Genomic DNA, 13748 nt, shown 5'->3' on the forward strand with positions numbered 1-13748 from the left:
ACCCTTCGGAAACGACGCCTCGACGTTGGGTATCGTTGCTGCTCACACCGGACCCCTCGATGCGCGCGACTAGAGGCAGCGAACGTCATCGAGGAGAACAGGACGAAAATGGCTGAGCAACCGACTGGCCCGACGAAGACGCGGACGCGCTCGGAAGACATCCAGGCGCATTACGACGTCTCCGACGATTTCTTCGGCCTGTTCCAGGACCCGTCACGGATCTACAGTTGCGCCTACTTCGAGCGCGACGACATGACCCTGGAAGAGGCCCAGTACGCGAAGATCGACCTCAACCTCGACAAGCTGGACCTCAAGCCCGGCATGACCCTGCTCGACATCGGCTGCGGGTGGGGCACCACCATGAAGCGCGCCGTCGAGCGGTTCGACGTCAACGTCATCGGCCTGACGCTGTCCAAGAACCAGCACGCCCGCGCCGAAGCGTTGCTCGGCTCCATCGACAGCAACCGCTCGCGGGAGGTGCGCCTGCAGAACTGGGAGGACTTCTCCGAGCCCGTCGACCGCATCGTGTCGATCGAGGCCTTCGAGCACTTCGGCCACGAGAACTACGACGACTTCTTCAAGCGGACCTACGACATCATGCCCGACGACGGCCGCATGACCGTCCAGAGCAGCGTCAGCTACCACCCGTACGATCTGGCCGCGCGCGGCAAGAAGCTGAGCTTCGAGACGGCGCGGTTCATCAAGTTCATCGTGACCGAGATCTTCCCCGGCGGCCGGCTGCCCTCCACCCAGATGATGGTCGACCACGGCGAGAAGGCCGGTTTTGTTGTGCCCGAACCGCTTTCGTTGCGACCGCACTACATCAAGACCCTGCACATCTGGGGTGACACGCTCGAGTCGAACCGGGACAAGGCCATCGAGGTCACCTCCGAAGAGGTCTACAACCGCTACATCAAGTACCTGCGCGGCTGCGAGCACTACTTCACCGAGGAGATGCTCGACGTCAGCCTGGTGACCTACCTCAAGCCGGGCGCGGCCGCCTGAATTTCTGCGGCGCCTGTCGGATTGGCGCTGCGCGGTTCGTCGAGTAGGTAGAGAGTGGAGCAGACGGCTTCGCTCACTACCGGAGGTGACGACCATGCAGTACTTCGCCTTGTTGATCAGCAAGGAACAGGACCGTGCGCCCGACGATGCCGCCGCCGCGATGGCCGCCTGGGAGAACTTTCATGCCAAGGCCGGGCCGGCGATCAAGGCCGGTGACGCCCTGGCGCCCGCCGCGTCCGCCGTGGCCATTTCCGGCGGCCCGGACGCGCCGACGGTCACCGACGGTCCCTTCGCGGAATCCGCCGAAGTGGCTTGCGGCTATTACGTGTTCGAGGCCGAAAACCTCGACGAGGCGCTGGCGCTGGCGCGCGACGTCCCGGTGGCCGAGTTCGGGGCGGTGGAGCTGTGGCCGGTGGTCCACGCCGTCGAGCCGTCCCGCGCACTCACCGGCAACGACTGGCTCGCGCTGCTGCTCGAGCCCGCCGAATCCGCGCACACACCGGGCACGCCGGAGTGGGAGGCGGTGGCGGCCAAGCACGTCGAGCTGCACGCCGCCGCCGGCGATCACGTGATCGGCGGCGCCGCGCTGCACGACCGGTCCACGGCGACGACCGTGCGGGTGCGCGACGGCGAGGTCCTCATCACCGACGGGCCGTACGTGGAGGGCGCCGAAATCGCCACCGGCATCTACCTGTTGAGCGCCGCCGATCGTGACGAGGCGGTCAAGATCGCCTCGATGATCCCCGCCTCGTCCGTGCAGCTGCGCCAGTTGGCGGGCGTCTCCGGCCTGTAGCCAGATGGCCGACCTGGACGGCGTCTTCCGCCGGGAGTGGGGCCCGGCCGTGGCCGCGCTCGCGCGGTGGTCGGGTGACCTCACCGTCGCCGAGGACGCCGTCCAGGAGGCCTGCGCCGAGGCGCTGCGCACCTGGCCGCGCGACGGGCTGCCCGCCAACCCGGGCGGGTGGCTGGTGACCGTCGGCCGTAATCGGGCCCGTGATCGCTTGCGCCGCGAATCGGTGCGCCCCGGAAAGGAATTGGCGGCCGTGTTGGACGACATCAGGGCGCGCACCGAGCACACCGACCCGCACCCGGTTCGCGACGACGAGTTGCGGATGATGTTCACCTGCGCGCACCCGGCGCTGGACCGGCAATCGCAATTGGCGCTGACGCTGCGGCTGGTCTCGGGCCTGACCGTCGGCGAAATCGCCCGCGCGCTGCTGCAGACCGAGGCGGCGATCGGCCAGCGAATCACGCGCGCCAAGAACAAGGTTCGGCACGCCAACATCCCGCTGCGCGTCCCGCCCGCCGAGCTGCTGCCCGAGCGCACCCCGCACGTGCTGGGTTGCGTCTATTCGGTGTTCACCGAGGGCTACTGGTCGACGGCGGGCCCGTCGGCCATCCGCGACGACCTGTGCGACGAGGGGATCCGGCTGGGCGGCGAGCTGTGCGCGCTGCTGCCCGCCGAGCCGGAGGCGCACGCGCTGTCCGCCCTGATGCTGCTGCACGATTCGCGACGCGCGACCCGGGTGGACGAGTCCGGGATGCTGGTGCCGCTCGAGGACCAGGACCGCCGCCGGTGGGACCGCGCGCGCATCGCCCGCGGGCTCGAGCGGTTGCGTCACGCCCGAGGCTCGACGGGCGCCTACCTGCCCCAGGCGGTGATCGCCGCGCTGCACGCCACGGCCCCGTCCTGGGAACGCACGGACTGGGTCGCCATCTGCTCGGCCTATGACCGGCTGTGGCAGCTCACCGGGTCCCCGGTGGTGGCCGCCAATCGCGCGCTGGCGATCGGCTTTCGCGACGGGCCCGACGCCGGGCTGGCCGCCCTGGACGATGTGGCTGGCGATCCGCGGCTCGCCCGCTCGAACCTGGTCGCGACCGTGCGCGCCGACCTGCTGCGCCGCGCGGGCCGGCCGGCCGATGCGCTGACGTGGTACCGAGCGGCGTTGGAGTCCAACGGGTCTGAGCCGGGACGCGCGTTCCTGCGGCGCCGCATCGCCGAGTGCGGGGGGTAATTCCCGCCGAACGTCGACTTGTGGCGCCGATTACTTGGGTGATCGCGCCACAAGTCGACGTTCGACCAGGAGAGAGATCAGGCCTCGGAGAAGTTGCGGGTGACCGACGGGTCGACCGGAATGCCCGGCCCCGTCGTCGTCGACACGGTGATCTTCTTCAGGTAGCGGCCCTTCGACGCGGACGGCTTGAGCCGCAGCACCTCGTCGAGCGCGGCGCCGTAGTTCTCGGCCAGCGACTTCTCGTCGAAGGAGGCCTTGCCGATGACGAAGTGCAGGTTGGCCTGCTTGTCGATGCGGAAGTTGATCTTGCCGCCCTTGATGTCGGCCACGGCCTTGGCGACGTCGGGGGTTACGGTGCCGGTCTTCGGGTTCGGCATCAGGCCGCGCGGACCGAGCACCCGCGCGATGCGGCCGACCTTGGCCATCTGGTCCGGGGTCGCGATCGCGGCGTCGAACTCCAGCCAGCCGCCCTGGATCTTCTCGATCAGGTCGTCGCTGCCGACGATGTCCGCGCCGGCGGCCTGCGCCTGCTCGGCCTTGTCGCCGACCGCGAACACCGCCACCCGGGCGGTCTTGCCGGTGCCGTGCGGCAGGTTCACCGTGCCGCGGACCATCTGGTCGGCCTTGCGCGGGTCGACGCCGAGCCGGATCGCCACCTCGACGGTCGCGTCCTGCTTGCTCGACGACGTTTCCTTGGCGAGCTTGGCCGCCTCCAGCGGGGAGTACAGGCTGTTGCGGTCCACCTTCTCGGCGGCGGCGCGGTATGCCTTGCTGTTCTTGCTCATTGATTCATCCAATCTGGTGTTGGGTCGTGGTTATCGGGCCGAAGCCAGCCCTCCCACGGTGGTGGTGCGGGGTATTACTCGACGGTGTCTTTGCGTCGATTCGTCCTTCCCATACCTACGCTGGGCCTCGTTCCTCGCCCCGCTTCGTCATGCTCGGACTACTCGACGGTGATACCCATCGACCGGGCGGTGCCGGCGATGATCTTGGCGGCCGCGTCGATGTCGTTGGCGTTCAGGTCGGCCTTCTTGGTCTCGGCGATCTCCTTGACCTGATCCCAGCTGACCTTGGCGACCTTGGTCTTGTGCGGCTCGGCCGAACCCTTGCCGACGCCGGCGGCCTTGAGCAGCAGCTTGGCGGCGGGCGGGGTCTTGAGCGCGAAGGTGAAGCTGCGGTCCTCGTAGACCGTGATCTCGACCGGGATGACCTGGCCGCGCTGGTTCTCCGTGGCGGCGTTGTACGCCTTGCAGAACTCCATGATGTTGACGCCGTGCTGACCGAGCGCAGGCCCGACCGGCGGCGCCGGGTTGGCCTGCCCCGCCTGGATCTGAAGCTTGATCAGCCCGACGACTTTCTTCTTCGGGGCCATGAGATGTTGTTCGTTCCTTCCTGGTTTGTGCCCGGCGGAGGCGCCGGTTTAGAGCTTGGAGACTTGGCTGAAGGTCAATTCCACCGGGGTCTCGCGGCCGAAGATCGACACCAGCACCTTGAGTTTCTGCTGTTCGCCGTTGACCTCGCTGATCGTGGCCGGCAGCGTCGCGAACGGGCCGTCCATGACCGTGACCGATTCGCCGACCTCGTAGTCGACCTCGATGGCCGGGCGTTCCAGCCCCCCGGCCTCGGCGGCGGTGGCGGTGGTCGCCGCCCCCTTGGCGGCCTTCTTCGTCGCGCCGCGCGGCAGCAGGAACTTCACCACGTCGTCGAGCGTCAGGGCCGACGGGCGCGACGTCGCCCCGACGAACCCGGTGACGCCGGGGGTGTTGCGCACCGCGGCCCACGAGTCGTCCGTCAGGTCCATGCGCACCAGGATGTAGCCGGGCAGCACCTTGCGATTGACCTGCTTGCGCTGGCCGTTCTTGATCTCGGTGACCTCTTCGGTGGGCACCTCCACCTGGAAGATGTAGTCGCCGACGTCGAGGTTCTGCACCCGCGTTTCGAGGTTGGCTTTGACCTTGTTCTCGTATCCCGCGTAGGAGTGGATGACGTACCAGTCGCCGGGCTTGCTGCGCAGTTCCGCCTTGAGCGCGACGGCCGGGTCGACCTCTTCGGCCGGCTCGTCGGGCGCCCCGGCAGCGTCGGCGGCCTCGTCCGCGGTCGCCTCGTCCGTGGTCGCCTCGGAAACCTCGGAGGTCGCCGTGTCGTCAGAAACCTCGGCAGCTTCCGTGGTCTCTTTCAGGTCGACCGCGTCACCCGCGGACGGGTCACCGTCGAAGCTAGTCACGGTGTGAGTCCTCTCTGTCACTTTTCACAGCGGCGTCGCTCGCTCAGCCGAACACCAACAGCACCAGCTTGGTCAGGCCGAAATCCGCCAGGCCGACCAGCGCCACCATGAAGGCCAGGAAGGCCAGCACGACGGAGGTGTACGTGAGCATCTGCTTGCGGTTGGGCCAGATGACCTTCCGCATCTCCGCAACGACCTGCTTGAGGTAGTTGTAGACGAACAGGAACGGGTTGGCCCGGCTGTCCGCGGATTTCTTCGGCTTGGCGGCCTTCTTGGCTTTGGCGCCCTTCTTGGCCTTGTCCTTGCCGGAGGCTTCGATCTCGTCCGGCGACGCGGCGTCGACATCCTCGCCGGCGTCGGCCGCCTTCTGGCGGGACCGCTTGCCGGTCGGGCGTTGTGGCCGCGTCACCACCGCCGTCCGGACACCGCTCGCGCGGCCCTCCGTCGTGTCAGTGCCGTCGCTTGCGGCGTCGTTGGCAACGTCGCCTTCGTCGCTCACCGCACGCTCCTTTGTTTGCTAGTACCCACCAGAACCGTCCCATCGGTGGCGGCGCACCTTCCAGTGTCCACCATGGCACATGCTCATGCCCATGGTCCGGCTCCGTCCGTCTTCAGCAGGGGCGACAGGACTTGAACCTGCAACCTGCGGTTTTGGAGACCGCTGCTCTGCCAGTTGAGCTACGCCCCTTCGCGGTTGGCAGGCCAACCTGCGCTTACCTACCGGGGCTTACATGACACGCGCGCCTTCCGATTGCTCGACTCACGGAAAGCGCGCTGATGCTGGGAAAACCCCGAGGTCCGAGTGTACATCGACGCGGGAGTCAGATACTAATTACGCCGTTCTGACGACCTGGCCGGACTCCGAGTCCCAACGCAGGTTCGCGGAGTTGTCGCTGAACTGGCTCATCAGCGTGGTGTAGGCCTCCAGGACCACCTCACCCTTGTCGTTGGTGCAGATGTTCTTGGTGACGACGATGTCGGCGCCGAAACGCTCGTCCACCGAAACGATGTCCATCCGGGCCCACAGCTTGTCGCCGGCCTTGATCGGCTTGGAGAACACGAACCGCTGGTCGACCTGGACGATCACCAGCGTCTCCATGCCGATGTCGACGTGCCGGAAGAAATCCAGCTGGACCAGTTTGGCGAAGATGGTCCCGAAGGTCAGCGGCGCGATGATCGCGTCGTGGCCGAGTTCGGCGGCGGCGTCCTCCTCGAAGTGGGCCGGGTGGCGGTTCTTGATGGACAGCGCGAACTGGCGCAGTTGTTCACGGCCGACGACGAAGTAGTCCGGGTAGCGCCAGATCATCCCCCTGATGTCTGTCTTGAGCGCCATGCGCTATGCCAGGGTCGCGGACGCGATGGCCCTACCGAAGATCTTCTTGCCGCCGGTGGTGGCGGTGAGCGCGATGGTCACGGACTTGGTTTCGGGATCGGCGGACTTGACGCGGCCGTTGAAGACCAGCTCGGCGCCCTTGCCGTCGTTGGGCACCGGCACCACGGCGGTGAACCGCACGTTGTACTCGGTCACCGCGCCGGGGTCACCGATCCACGCGGTGACGTAGCCGCCGCCGATGCCCATGGTCAGCATGCCGTGCGCGATCGCGGTCTCCAGGCCGACGACCTTGGCCATCTCGTCGTCCCAGTGGATCGGGTTCAAGTCGCCGGAGACGCCCGCGTAATTCACCAGATCCTGTCGGGTCAACGGGTAGGTCTTCTCCGGAAGCTGGTCACCCACCTTCACGGAGCTGAACTCACGCAGTGGCATCAGAAAATCCCTCTTCTCCATCCTCGCCGGCACGGCCCGCCAGGGTCGTATAGGTCTCTTGCACGACGTCACCCGCCTCGTTGGTGATGACGTTCTTGGTGACGATGATCTGGGTGCCGTGCGACACCCGCACCGAGTCCACGTAGACGTCGCAGTAGAGCTTGTCCCCGGCGACCAGCGGCGCGAAGAACTTCAGCACCTGGTCGACCTGCACGATCTGGGCGTCCTGGACGGCGACGTTGGCGTGCTTGAAGAAGGCCGTCTGCGCCGTGTAGCCGAACACGCAGACGAAGGTCAGGGGGGCCGGCAGCCCCGAGTAGCCGAGGTCGGCGGCCGCCTTCTCCTCGAAATACGCCGGGTCGTCGTGTTTGACGGCGACCGCGTACTCGCGGATCTTCTCCCGCTCTACCTCGTAATGATCGGGGTAGCGGTAGTGCATCCCGACGATGCTCTCGGTTAACGGCACGGTTCTTAAACTACCTAGTCAATCGGAGTAAACGCTGGCGGGGCGCCGCTAGCGTGTCTCTCGATGCGCCTGGTGCTTACCGCAGTTGGGGCAGAACTTCTTCAGCTCCAGTCGGTCCGGGTCGTTCCGGCGGTTTTTCTTGGTGATGTAGTTGCGGTGCTTGCACACCTCGCATGCCAAGGTGATCTTCGGCCGTACGTCGGTACTGGACGCCATGACGGTTCTCTCTCGATTCTTGAAAAGATCTCTGCTGTTCTGTTGTAGCGATGGCCGGACTCGAACCGGCGACCTAACGATTATGAGTCGTTCGCTCTAACCGACTGAGCTACATCGCCTCTGGCCACCCCGTTTTGGGGTCGGGCCGCCACGCCTGCTCGGCGTCCGCCGAGCCCCCTAACGGAATCGAACCGTTGACCTTTTCCTTACCATGGAAACGCTCTACCGACTGAGCTAAGGGGGCCGTTCACCCGAAGCGATCAGTCGCGCGGGCCTAAAAGAGGGTACAACCTGGCTCGCAGCGGCACCAAACCACGAGTACCGATGGACGGCGACCCGCGGTGGTCACCCGAAATGCCCGGCTCACCCGGTCTCGCTGGAGCGGCGAGGCCGCCACGCGTTGAGGTCGCTGAATTCGTCGTACTCGTCGTCCTCTTCGTAGGAAGCTCCCTCACGAAGCAGGGTGCGCAACGCGAGATTGACGGCCTCACGCGCGTCGGCGACACGGAAGCGCTGGATCGCCTCGTCGACCAAATCGAGGTCGACCTCGATTTCGACCTTCTTCCTCATGCGCCAACAATACCCACTGGCAACGGACCCAACCCGGTGCTCCGAAGGGGTGTCGCGCCGCCGCCGGGCGGCGCGAACAAAGTGGTGGCGGACTACCCGCCGGGCCGCCGCGATCCGGGTCCTAGTCTGGTCACGTGTCAGATGACCGGCTCTACTTCCGTCAACTGCTCGCCGGCCGCGACTTCGCCGCCGGCGACATGTTCGCGACGCAGATGCGCAACTTCGCGTACCTGATCGGCGACCGGCAAACCGGGGACTGCGTGGTCGTCGACCCGGCGTATGCCGCCGGTGATCTCCTCGACACCCTCGAGGCCGACGGCATGCACCTGTCCGGGGTACTGGTGACGCACCACCACCCCGACCACGTCGGCGGATCGATGATGGGCTTCTCGCTGGCCGGCCTGGCCGAACTGCTGGAACGGGCGCCGGTGCCGGTGCACGTCAATACCCATGAGGCGCTGTGGGTTTCGCGAGTCACCGGGATCGGGGTCGGCGACCTGACCGCGCACGAGAACCACGACAAGGTCAGCATCGGCGACATCGAGATCGAGTTGCTGCACACCCCCGGCCACACCCCGGGCAGCCAGTGTTTTCTGCTCGACGGCCGCCTCGTCGCCGGTGACACGTTGTTCCTGGAGGGCTGCGGGCGCACCGACTTCCCCGGCGGCGACTCCGACGAGATGTACCGCAGCCTGCAGCGGCTCGCGACCCTGCCCGGGGACCCGACGGTGTTTCCGGGGCATTGGTATTCGGCGCAGCCCAGTGCCTCGCTGTCGGACGTCAAGCGGTCCAACTATGTGTATCGGGCCGCGGACCTTGACCAATGGCGAATGCTGATGGGTGGGTGATCGCTCGATGGCGCCCCTTCGGCGTCCGGCCCTGTGATATAAGCGGAGGGTGGATTCCATGGGTTGGATCCAGGACAGCTGGCATGGGGTCACGCACGTCGGGTCCAGCACCTGGATAGCGTGGGCAGCGTGGGCGGCGATCGCCCTCGCCGTCGTCACACTGGTCTTCACCAACAGCCAGATCACCCGCAACCGCCGCACCGCCGCGGAGCAGACCCGCCCGCACGTCGGGGTGTTCATGGAGCCGCATTCCGCCGACTGGCACGTGATCGAACTCGTGGTCCGCAACTTCGGCCGGACCGCGGCCTATGACATTCAGTTCTCGTTCGACAATCCGCCGACCGTGGCCGAATACGAAAGCGCCACCGACGGCTACGCCGACGTCGTCGAACTGCGCCTGCCCCGGGAGCTGCCGGTGCTGGCGCCCGGCCAGGAATGGCGCCTGGTGTGGGACTCCGCCCTCGACCGCGCCGAGATCGGCAGCGGCATCGAGTCGCGTTTCACCGGGACCGTCAGCTATTACGACCGCCCCGACCAGCCGCGCGGATGGCGATTCTGGCAGCGCGAGCGTTCCCCCCTGCGCACCGACGTCGTCCTGGACTGGGACGCCCTGCCACCCGTGCAGCGCATCGAGTTGATGACCACCCACGACCTGGCGAAGCGGGAGAAGGAAAAGCTGGAGCTGCTGCGCGGCCTGCTGACCTATTTCCACTACGCCAGCAAGGAGACCCGGCCCGAGGTTTTCCGCAGCGAGATCGAACGGATCAACGCCGCGGTTCGGGAGACCCAAGACCGCTGGCGCACCCGCCAACTCGACGAACCCACCGATGTGAGCCTGCGCTGGAGTAACGCCGAAGACGATCTGGGCAAACACCACAACCAGTCCGCCTGACGGCAAGGAGCAGGAGCACCCATGACCGCCCCGGTCCACTACAGCACCAAGGACTCCCTCGCCGTCATCAGGATGGACGACGGCAAGGTCAACGCGCTGGGCCCGACCATGCAGCGGGCTCTGGGCGACGCGATCGACCAGGCCGAGCGGGACAACGCCGGGGCGCTGGTGATCACCGGCAACGAGCGGGTGTTCAGCGGCGGCTTCGACCTGAAGATCCTCACCTCCGGCGAGGTGCAGCCCGCGATCGACATGTTGCGCGGCGGGTTCGAGCTGGCCTACCGGCTCCTGTCGTTTCCGAAGCCGGTGGTGATGGCGTGCACCGGCCATGCGATCGCGATGGGGGCGTTCCTGTTGTCGTCGGGCGATCACCGGGTGGCGGCCCACGCCTACAACATCCAGGCCAACGAGGTCGCGATCGGCATGGTCATCCCGTATGCCGCGCTGGAGATCATGAAGCTGCGGCTGACGCCGTCGGGGTACCAGCAGGCCGCGGGGCTGGCCAAGACGTTCTTCGGCGAAACCGCCCTTGCCGCAGGCTTTATCGACGAGATCGTGCTGCCCGAGATGGTGCTGGACCGCGCGCAGGAGGCCGCCGCCGAATTCGCCGGCCTCAATCAGCGCGCGCATGCCGCCACCAAGCTGCGCGCCCGGGCCGACGCCCTGGCCGCCATCCGCGCCGGCATCGACGGGATCGAGGCCGAATTCGGGCTCTAGCCCGCTGATTTGCCCCTGGCTGAAGTGGTTTCGGGGCCCGCTGCCGGGGAAGTCCACGCCTGTGGCCACAGATCGCATCGCGGATCCCTGGGGGGCGCGCACCCCGTACGAACCCGGCACCCCATGGCCGGACCGGGTCGACACCTACCTCGCCGACGGCATCACCGCCGAGTCGGTGGACCGCTGGGTGCAATCGGCGGCGGTGCTGCACTCCAACGGCGACGGTCTGGACATCGCCGTCAAGGACGGCCGCATCGTGGGCGTGCGCGGGCGCGCCGTCGACCGCGTCAACCACGGGCGCCTCGACCCCAAGGACCTGTTCGGCTGGCAGGCCAACGCCTCCGCCGACCGGCTCACCACCCCGATGATCAGGGAGCGCGGCGAGCTGAAGCCGTGCGACTGGGACACCGCCATGCAGCGGATCGTCGACCGCAGCAAGCAGCTGCTCGACGGCTACGGCCCCAGCTCGATCGGCTTCTACACGTCCGGACAGTTGTTCCTGGAGGCCTACTACACGCAGGGCGCCATCGCGCACGGCGCGATCGGCACCAACCACGTCGACGGCAACACCCGGCTGTGCACCGCGACGGCGGCCGAGGCGCTGAAGGAGTCGTTCGGCTGCGACGGGCAGCCGGGGTCCTACACCGACGTCGACCACGCCGATGTCATCGCGTTGTTCGGGCACAACGTCGCCGAGACGCAGACGGTGCTGTGGGCGCGGATGCTGGACCGGCTGGCCGGGGCCTCGCCGCCGGCGATCGTCTGCGTCGACCCCCGGCTGACGCCGGTCGCCCGGCACGCCACCGTTCACCTGGCGCCGGTGCCGGGCACCAACGTCGCGTTGATGAACGGGCTGCTGCACGAGATCATCGGCAACGGCTGGATCGACCGGGACTACATCGACTCGCACACGGTCGGTTTCGACGAGCTGCGCGGCCGGGTCGAAGAGTTCGGACCCGAGCGGGTCGCCGACATCTGCGGCGTGCCGGCCGAGGACATCCGGCGCGCCGCGCAGCTGCTCGGCACCGCTAAGCGGCTGCTGTCCACCGTGCTGCAGGGCTTCTACCAGTCGCACCAGGCCACCGCGGCGGCCGTGCAGGTCAACAACATTCACCTGGTGCGCGGCATGCTGGGTAAGCCCGGCTGCGGGGTGCTGCAGATGAACGGGCAGCCGACGGCCGAGAACACCCGCGAATGCGGCGCCGACGGCGACCTGGCCGGTTTCCGCAACTGGTCCAACGACTCCCACGTCGCCGAGCTGGCCGCGTTGTGGAACCTCGAGCCCCTGCAGATTCCGCACTACGCCCCGCCGACGCACGCCATGCAGATGTTCCGCTTCGCCGAGGAGGGGACGCTGCGGATGTTGTGGGTCACCGCCACCAATCCCCTGGTGTCGCTGCCGGAGCTGGCCCGCATCCGCGACATCTTCTCCCAGGAGCGGCTGTTCCTCGTCGTCCAGGACATCTTCCTGACCGAAACCGCCGCGCTGGCCGACGTCGTGTTGCCCGCCGCGGCGTGGGCCGAGAAGACCGGCACCTTCACCAACGCCGACCGCACCGTGCACCTGTCCGAAAAGGCCGTGGATCCACCAGGTTCCGCGCGCCCGGACCTCGACATCTTCCTGGACTACGCGCGCCGCATGGACTTCCGCGACTCCGACGGCCAACCCTTCCCACCCTGGACCGATGCCGAGTCGGCGTTCGAGGCGTGGAAGCAATGCAGCGCGGGGCGGCCGTGCGACTACACCGGTCTGAGCTATGCGAAGCTGCGCGGCGGCAGCGGCATCCAATGGCCTTGCAACACAGAACATCCCGACGGCACCGAGCGTCTCTACGCCGACGCGAAGTTCTGGGCGGAACCCGACTACTGCGAGGCCTACGGCAAAGACATGATCACCGGCGCCCCGCTGCAGCCCGACGAGTACCGCTCGATGAACCCCTACGGCAGGGCGATCATCAAGGCGGCCCAATACGTTCCTCCCCATGAGCGGACCAGCCCGGATTTCCCGTTCGCGCTGATCACCGGACGCACCGTCTACCACTTCCACACCCGCACGAAAACCGCGCGGGCACAGCAACTTCAGCGGGCCGCCCCCGAGGTCTGGGTCGAGGTCTCGGCCGGCGACGCGCGCCGGCTGGGCATCGCCGACGGCGACCTGGTCGAGGTGAGCACGCCGCGGGGCTGCATCAGGTGCGCGGCGCGGGTCTGCGGTATCCGCGACGGCGTGTTGTTCGTGCCCTTCCACTACGGCTATTGGGATGCCGGGACCAACGGGCATCACCGGGCCGGCAACGAACTCACGCTGACCGATTGGGACCCGGTGTCCAAGCAGCCGATCTTCAAGACGGCCGCCGCCCGGCTGCGCAAAAGCCGGATGCGGCGAGCCGGCGGGAACGGCGCCGCCGCCCCGCCCGCGGCGGTTGCCGAAGCCTTGGGGGGTCAGGCGTGAAGCTCAAAATGGCGCTGCGCGAACTGCACCGCTCCGAACGCAAGCTGGCCCACGAACTCAACGTGGTCGCCGCGCGACACCACAGCGACCAGGACGTCAGCCACCTGGCGCAGGACCTGGCCGGCTGGTCACGCCATCACCTCGCCGAGCTGGCGCGGCACGGCCGCCACTACGGCCTGCACCTGTCCACCGATCCCCGCACCGGCGCGGTCACCGGTTTCCTGCAATCGCGCCTCAGCGGCCTGCTGCGGCACCGGCCGGAGCCGGGGCTGATGCTGCTCGCCGACCTACGCCGGATTCACCGCCTGTCCGCGGGGGTGTCGCTGGACTGGGAGCTGCTGGCCCAGGGGGCGCAGGCCGCCAAGGATTCCGAACTGCTGAGCCTGGCCTCGCGCTGTCATCCCGAGACGCTGCGCCAGATGCGCTGGGCCAACGCGATGCTCAAAGAGCTTTCGCCGCAAGTGTTGATGAACTGAAACGGCGAACGCGGTGACCGCCATCGGCGGCCACCGCGTTCCTCTCGCCTCCTCGCCGCCAGTCTGGCACGTGCGCGACGAGCCGTCACTTCACCCGGCGGGGCG

16 protein-coding genes, 3 tRNA genes and 1 pseudogene are annotated in these 13748 nt (G+C 67.5%); 8 read left to right on the plus strand and 12 right to left on the minus strand.

Going from position 1 to position 13748, the window contains the following annotated elements:
* Window positions 1-108: 108 nt before the first annotated feature.
* The 3 genes from mmaA4 (at window position 109) to K883_RS05175 (ending at window position 3020) form a co-directional block, all read left to right on the plus strand.
* Window positions 109-1005, plus strand: coding sequence for a hydroxymycolate synthase MmaA4 (gene mmaA4, locus K883_RS05165; RefSeq protein ID WP_008260901.1), 897 nt, complete (start codon window positions 109-111; stop codon window positions 1003-1005).
* A gap of 94 nt (window positions 1006-1099) precedes the next feature.
* A complete protein-coding gene (locus K883_RS05170) occupies window positions 1100-1798 on the plus strand; it encodes a YciI family protein (RefSeq protein WP_008260902.1) in 699 nt (232 codons plus the stop codon).
* Window positions 1799-1802: 4 nt separating this feature from the next.
* The gene (locus K883_RS05175) at window positions 1803-3020 is read left to right on the plus strand and encodes an RNA polymerase sigma factor (RefSeq protein WP_014385822.1); all 1218 of its coding nucleotides are present in this window, start codon (window positions 1803-1805) and stop codon (window positions 3018-3020) included.
* 77 nt (window positions 3021-3097) lie between these two features.
* Here the strand turns inward: K883_RS05175 and rplA are convergent, their stop codons facing one another.
* From rplA to K883_RS05235, 12 genes are all read right to left on the minus strand, one after another.
* Window positions 3098-3805: a 50S ribosomal protein L1 gene (rplA, locus tag K883_RS05180; protein WP_008260906.1), complete on the minus strand. Its 708-nt coding sequence runs from the start codon at window positions 3803-3805 to the stop codon at window positions 3098-3100.
* Between the two features lie 158 nt (window positions 3806-3963).
* A complete protein-coding gene (gene rplK, locus K883_RS05185) occupies window positions 3964-4392 on the minus strand; it encodes a 50S ribosomal protein L11 (RefSeq protein WP_007767860.1) in 429 nt (142 codons plus the stop codon).
* Window positions 4393-4440: 48 nt separating this feature from the next.
* The gene (gene nusG, locus K883_RS05190; RefSeq protein ID WP_008260910.1) at window positions 4441-5244 is read right to left on the minus strand and encodes a transcription termination/antitermination protein NusG; all 804 of its coding nucleotides are present in this window, start codon (window positions 5242-5244) and stop codon (window positions 4441-4443) included.
* Window positions 5245-5287: 43 nt separating this feature from the next.
* The gene (gene secE / locus K883_RS05195) at window positions 5288-5743 is read right to left on the minus strand and encodes a preprotein translocase subunit SecE (protein ID WP_008260921.1); all 456 of its coding nucleotides are present in this window, start codon (window positions 5741-5743) and stop codon (window positions 5288-5290) included.
* A 116-nt stretch (window positions 5744-5859) separates the two neighbouring features.
* Window positions 5860-5932, minus strand: a tRNA-Trp gene (locus K883_RS05200).
* A gap of 144 nt (window positions 5933-6076) precedes the next feature.
* Window positions 6077-6577, minus strand: a complete 501-nt coding sequence (gene hadC, locus K883_RS05205) for a (3R)-hydroxyacyl-ACP dehydratase subunit HadC (protein WP_036453908.1) — start codon at window positions 6575-6577, stop codon at window positions 6077-6079.
* A 3-nt stretch (window positions 6578-6580) separates the two neighbouring features.
* On the minus strand, window positions 6581-7009 hold the full coding sequence (gene hadB / locus K883_RS05210; RefSeq protein WP_009957386.1) for a (3R)-hydroxyacyl-ACP dehydratase subunit HadB: 429 nt from the start codon (window positions 7007-7009) through the stop codon (window positions 6581-6583).
* Window positions 6996-7448, minus strand: coding sequence for a (3R)-hydroxyacyl-ACP dehydratase subunit HadA (gene hadA, locus K883_RS05215; RefSeq protein ID WP_014383315.1), 453 nt, complete (start codon window positions 7446-7448; stop codon window positions 6996-6998). Before hadA ends, hadB begins: the two co-directional genes overlap by 14 nt.
* 75 nt (window positions 7449-7523) lie before the next feature.
* On the minus strand, window positions 7524-7691 hold the full coding sequence (gene rpmG / locus K883_RS05220) for a 50S ribosomal protein L33 (protein ID WP_003898538.1): 168 nt from the start codon (window positions 7689-7691) through the stop codon (window positions 7524-7526).
* Between the two features lie 45 nt (window positions 7692-7736).
* Window positions 7737-7810: transfer RNA gene (locus K883_RS05225), tRNA-Met, on the minus strand.
* A gap of 52 nt (window positions 7811-7862) precedes the next feature.
* Window positions 7863-7935, minus strand: a tRNA-Thr gene (locus K883_RS05230).
* Window positions 7936-8054: 119 nt separating this feature from the next.
* Complete coding sequence (locus K883_RS05235) at window positions 8055-8261, minus strand: type II toxin-antitoxin system VapB family antitoxin (RefSeq protein WP_008260951.1); 207 nt, start codon at window positions 8259-8261, stop codon at window positions 8055-8057.
* A 134-nt stretch (window positions 8262-8395) separates the two neighbouring features.
* On the opposite strand from K883_RS05235, the gene K883_RS05240 reads away from it, so the two are divergent.
* The 5 genes and pseudogenes from K883_RS05240 to K883_RS05260 all read left to right on the plus strand — a co-directional run bounded on the left by K883_RS05240 (window position 8396) and on the right by K883_RS05260 (window position 13643).
* Window positions 8396-9109, plus strand: a complete 714-nt coding sequence (locus K883_RS05240) for an MBL fold metallo-hydrolase (RefSeq protein WP_008260952.1) — start codon at window positions 8396-8398, stop codon at window positions 9107-9109.
* 58 nt (window positions 9110-9167) lie between these two features.
* Window positions 9168-10009, plus strand: a pseudogene (locus K883_RS05245) (hypothetical protein); the annotation flags it as partial.
* Window positions 10010-10022: 13 nt separating this feature from the next.
* On the plus strand, window positions 10023-10718 hold the full coding sequence (locus tag K883_RS05250; protein WP_008260954.1) for a crotonase/enoyl-CoA hydratase family protein: 696 nt from the start codon (window positions 10023-10025) through the stop codon (window positions 10716-10718).
* A 61-nt stretch (window positions 10719-10779) separates the two neighbouring features.
* A complete protein-coding gene (locus tag K883_RS05255; RefSeq protein WP_036453911.1) occupies window positions 10780-13167 on the plus strand; it encodes a molybdopterin oxidoreductase family protein in 2388 nt (795 codons plus the stop codon).
* Window positions 13164-13643, plus strand: a complete 480-nt coding sequence (locus tag K883_RS05260; protein ID WP_008260959.1) for a hypothetical protein — start codon at window positions 13164-13166, stop codon at window positions 13641-13643. The genes K883_RS05255 and K883_RS05260 overlap by 4 nt, the downstream gene beginning before the upstream one ends.
* Window positions 13644-13748: the final 105 nt, after the last annotated feature.

The organism is Mycobacterium sp. TKK-01-0059 (assembly GCF_000709305.1).
GTDB lineage: Bacteria > Actinomycetota > Actinomycetes > Mycobacteriales > Mycobacteriaceae > Mycobacterium > Mycobacterium intracellulare.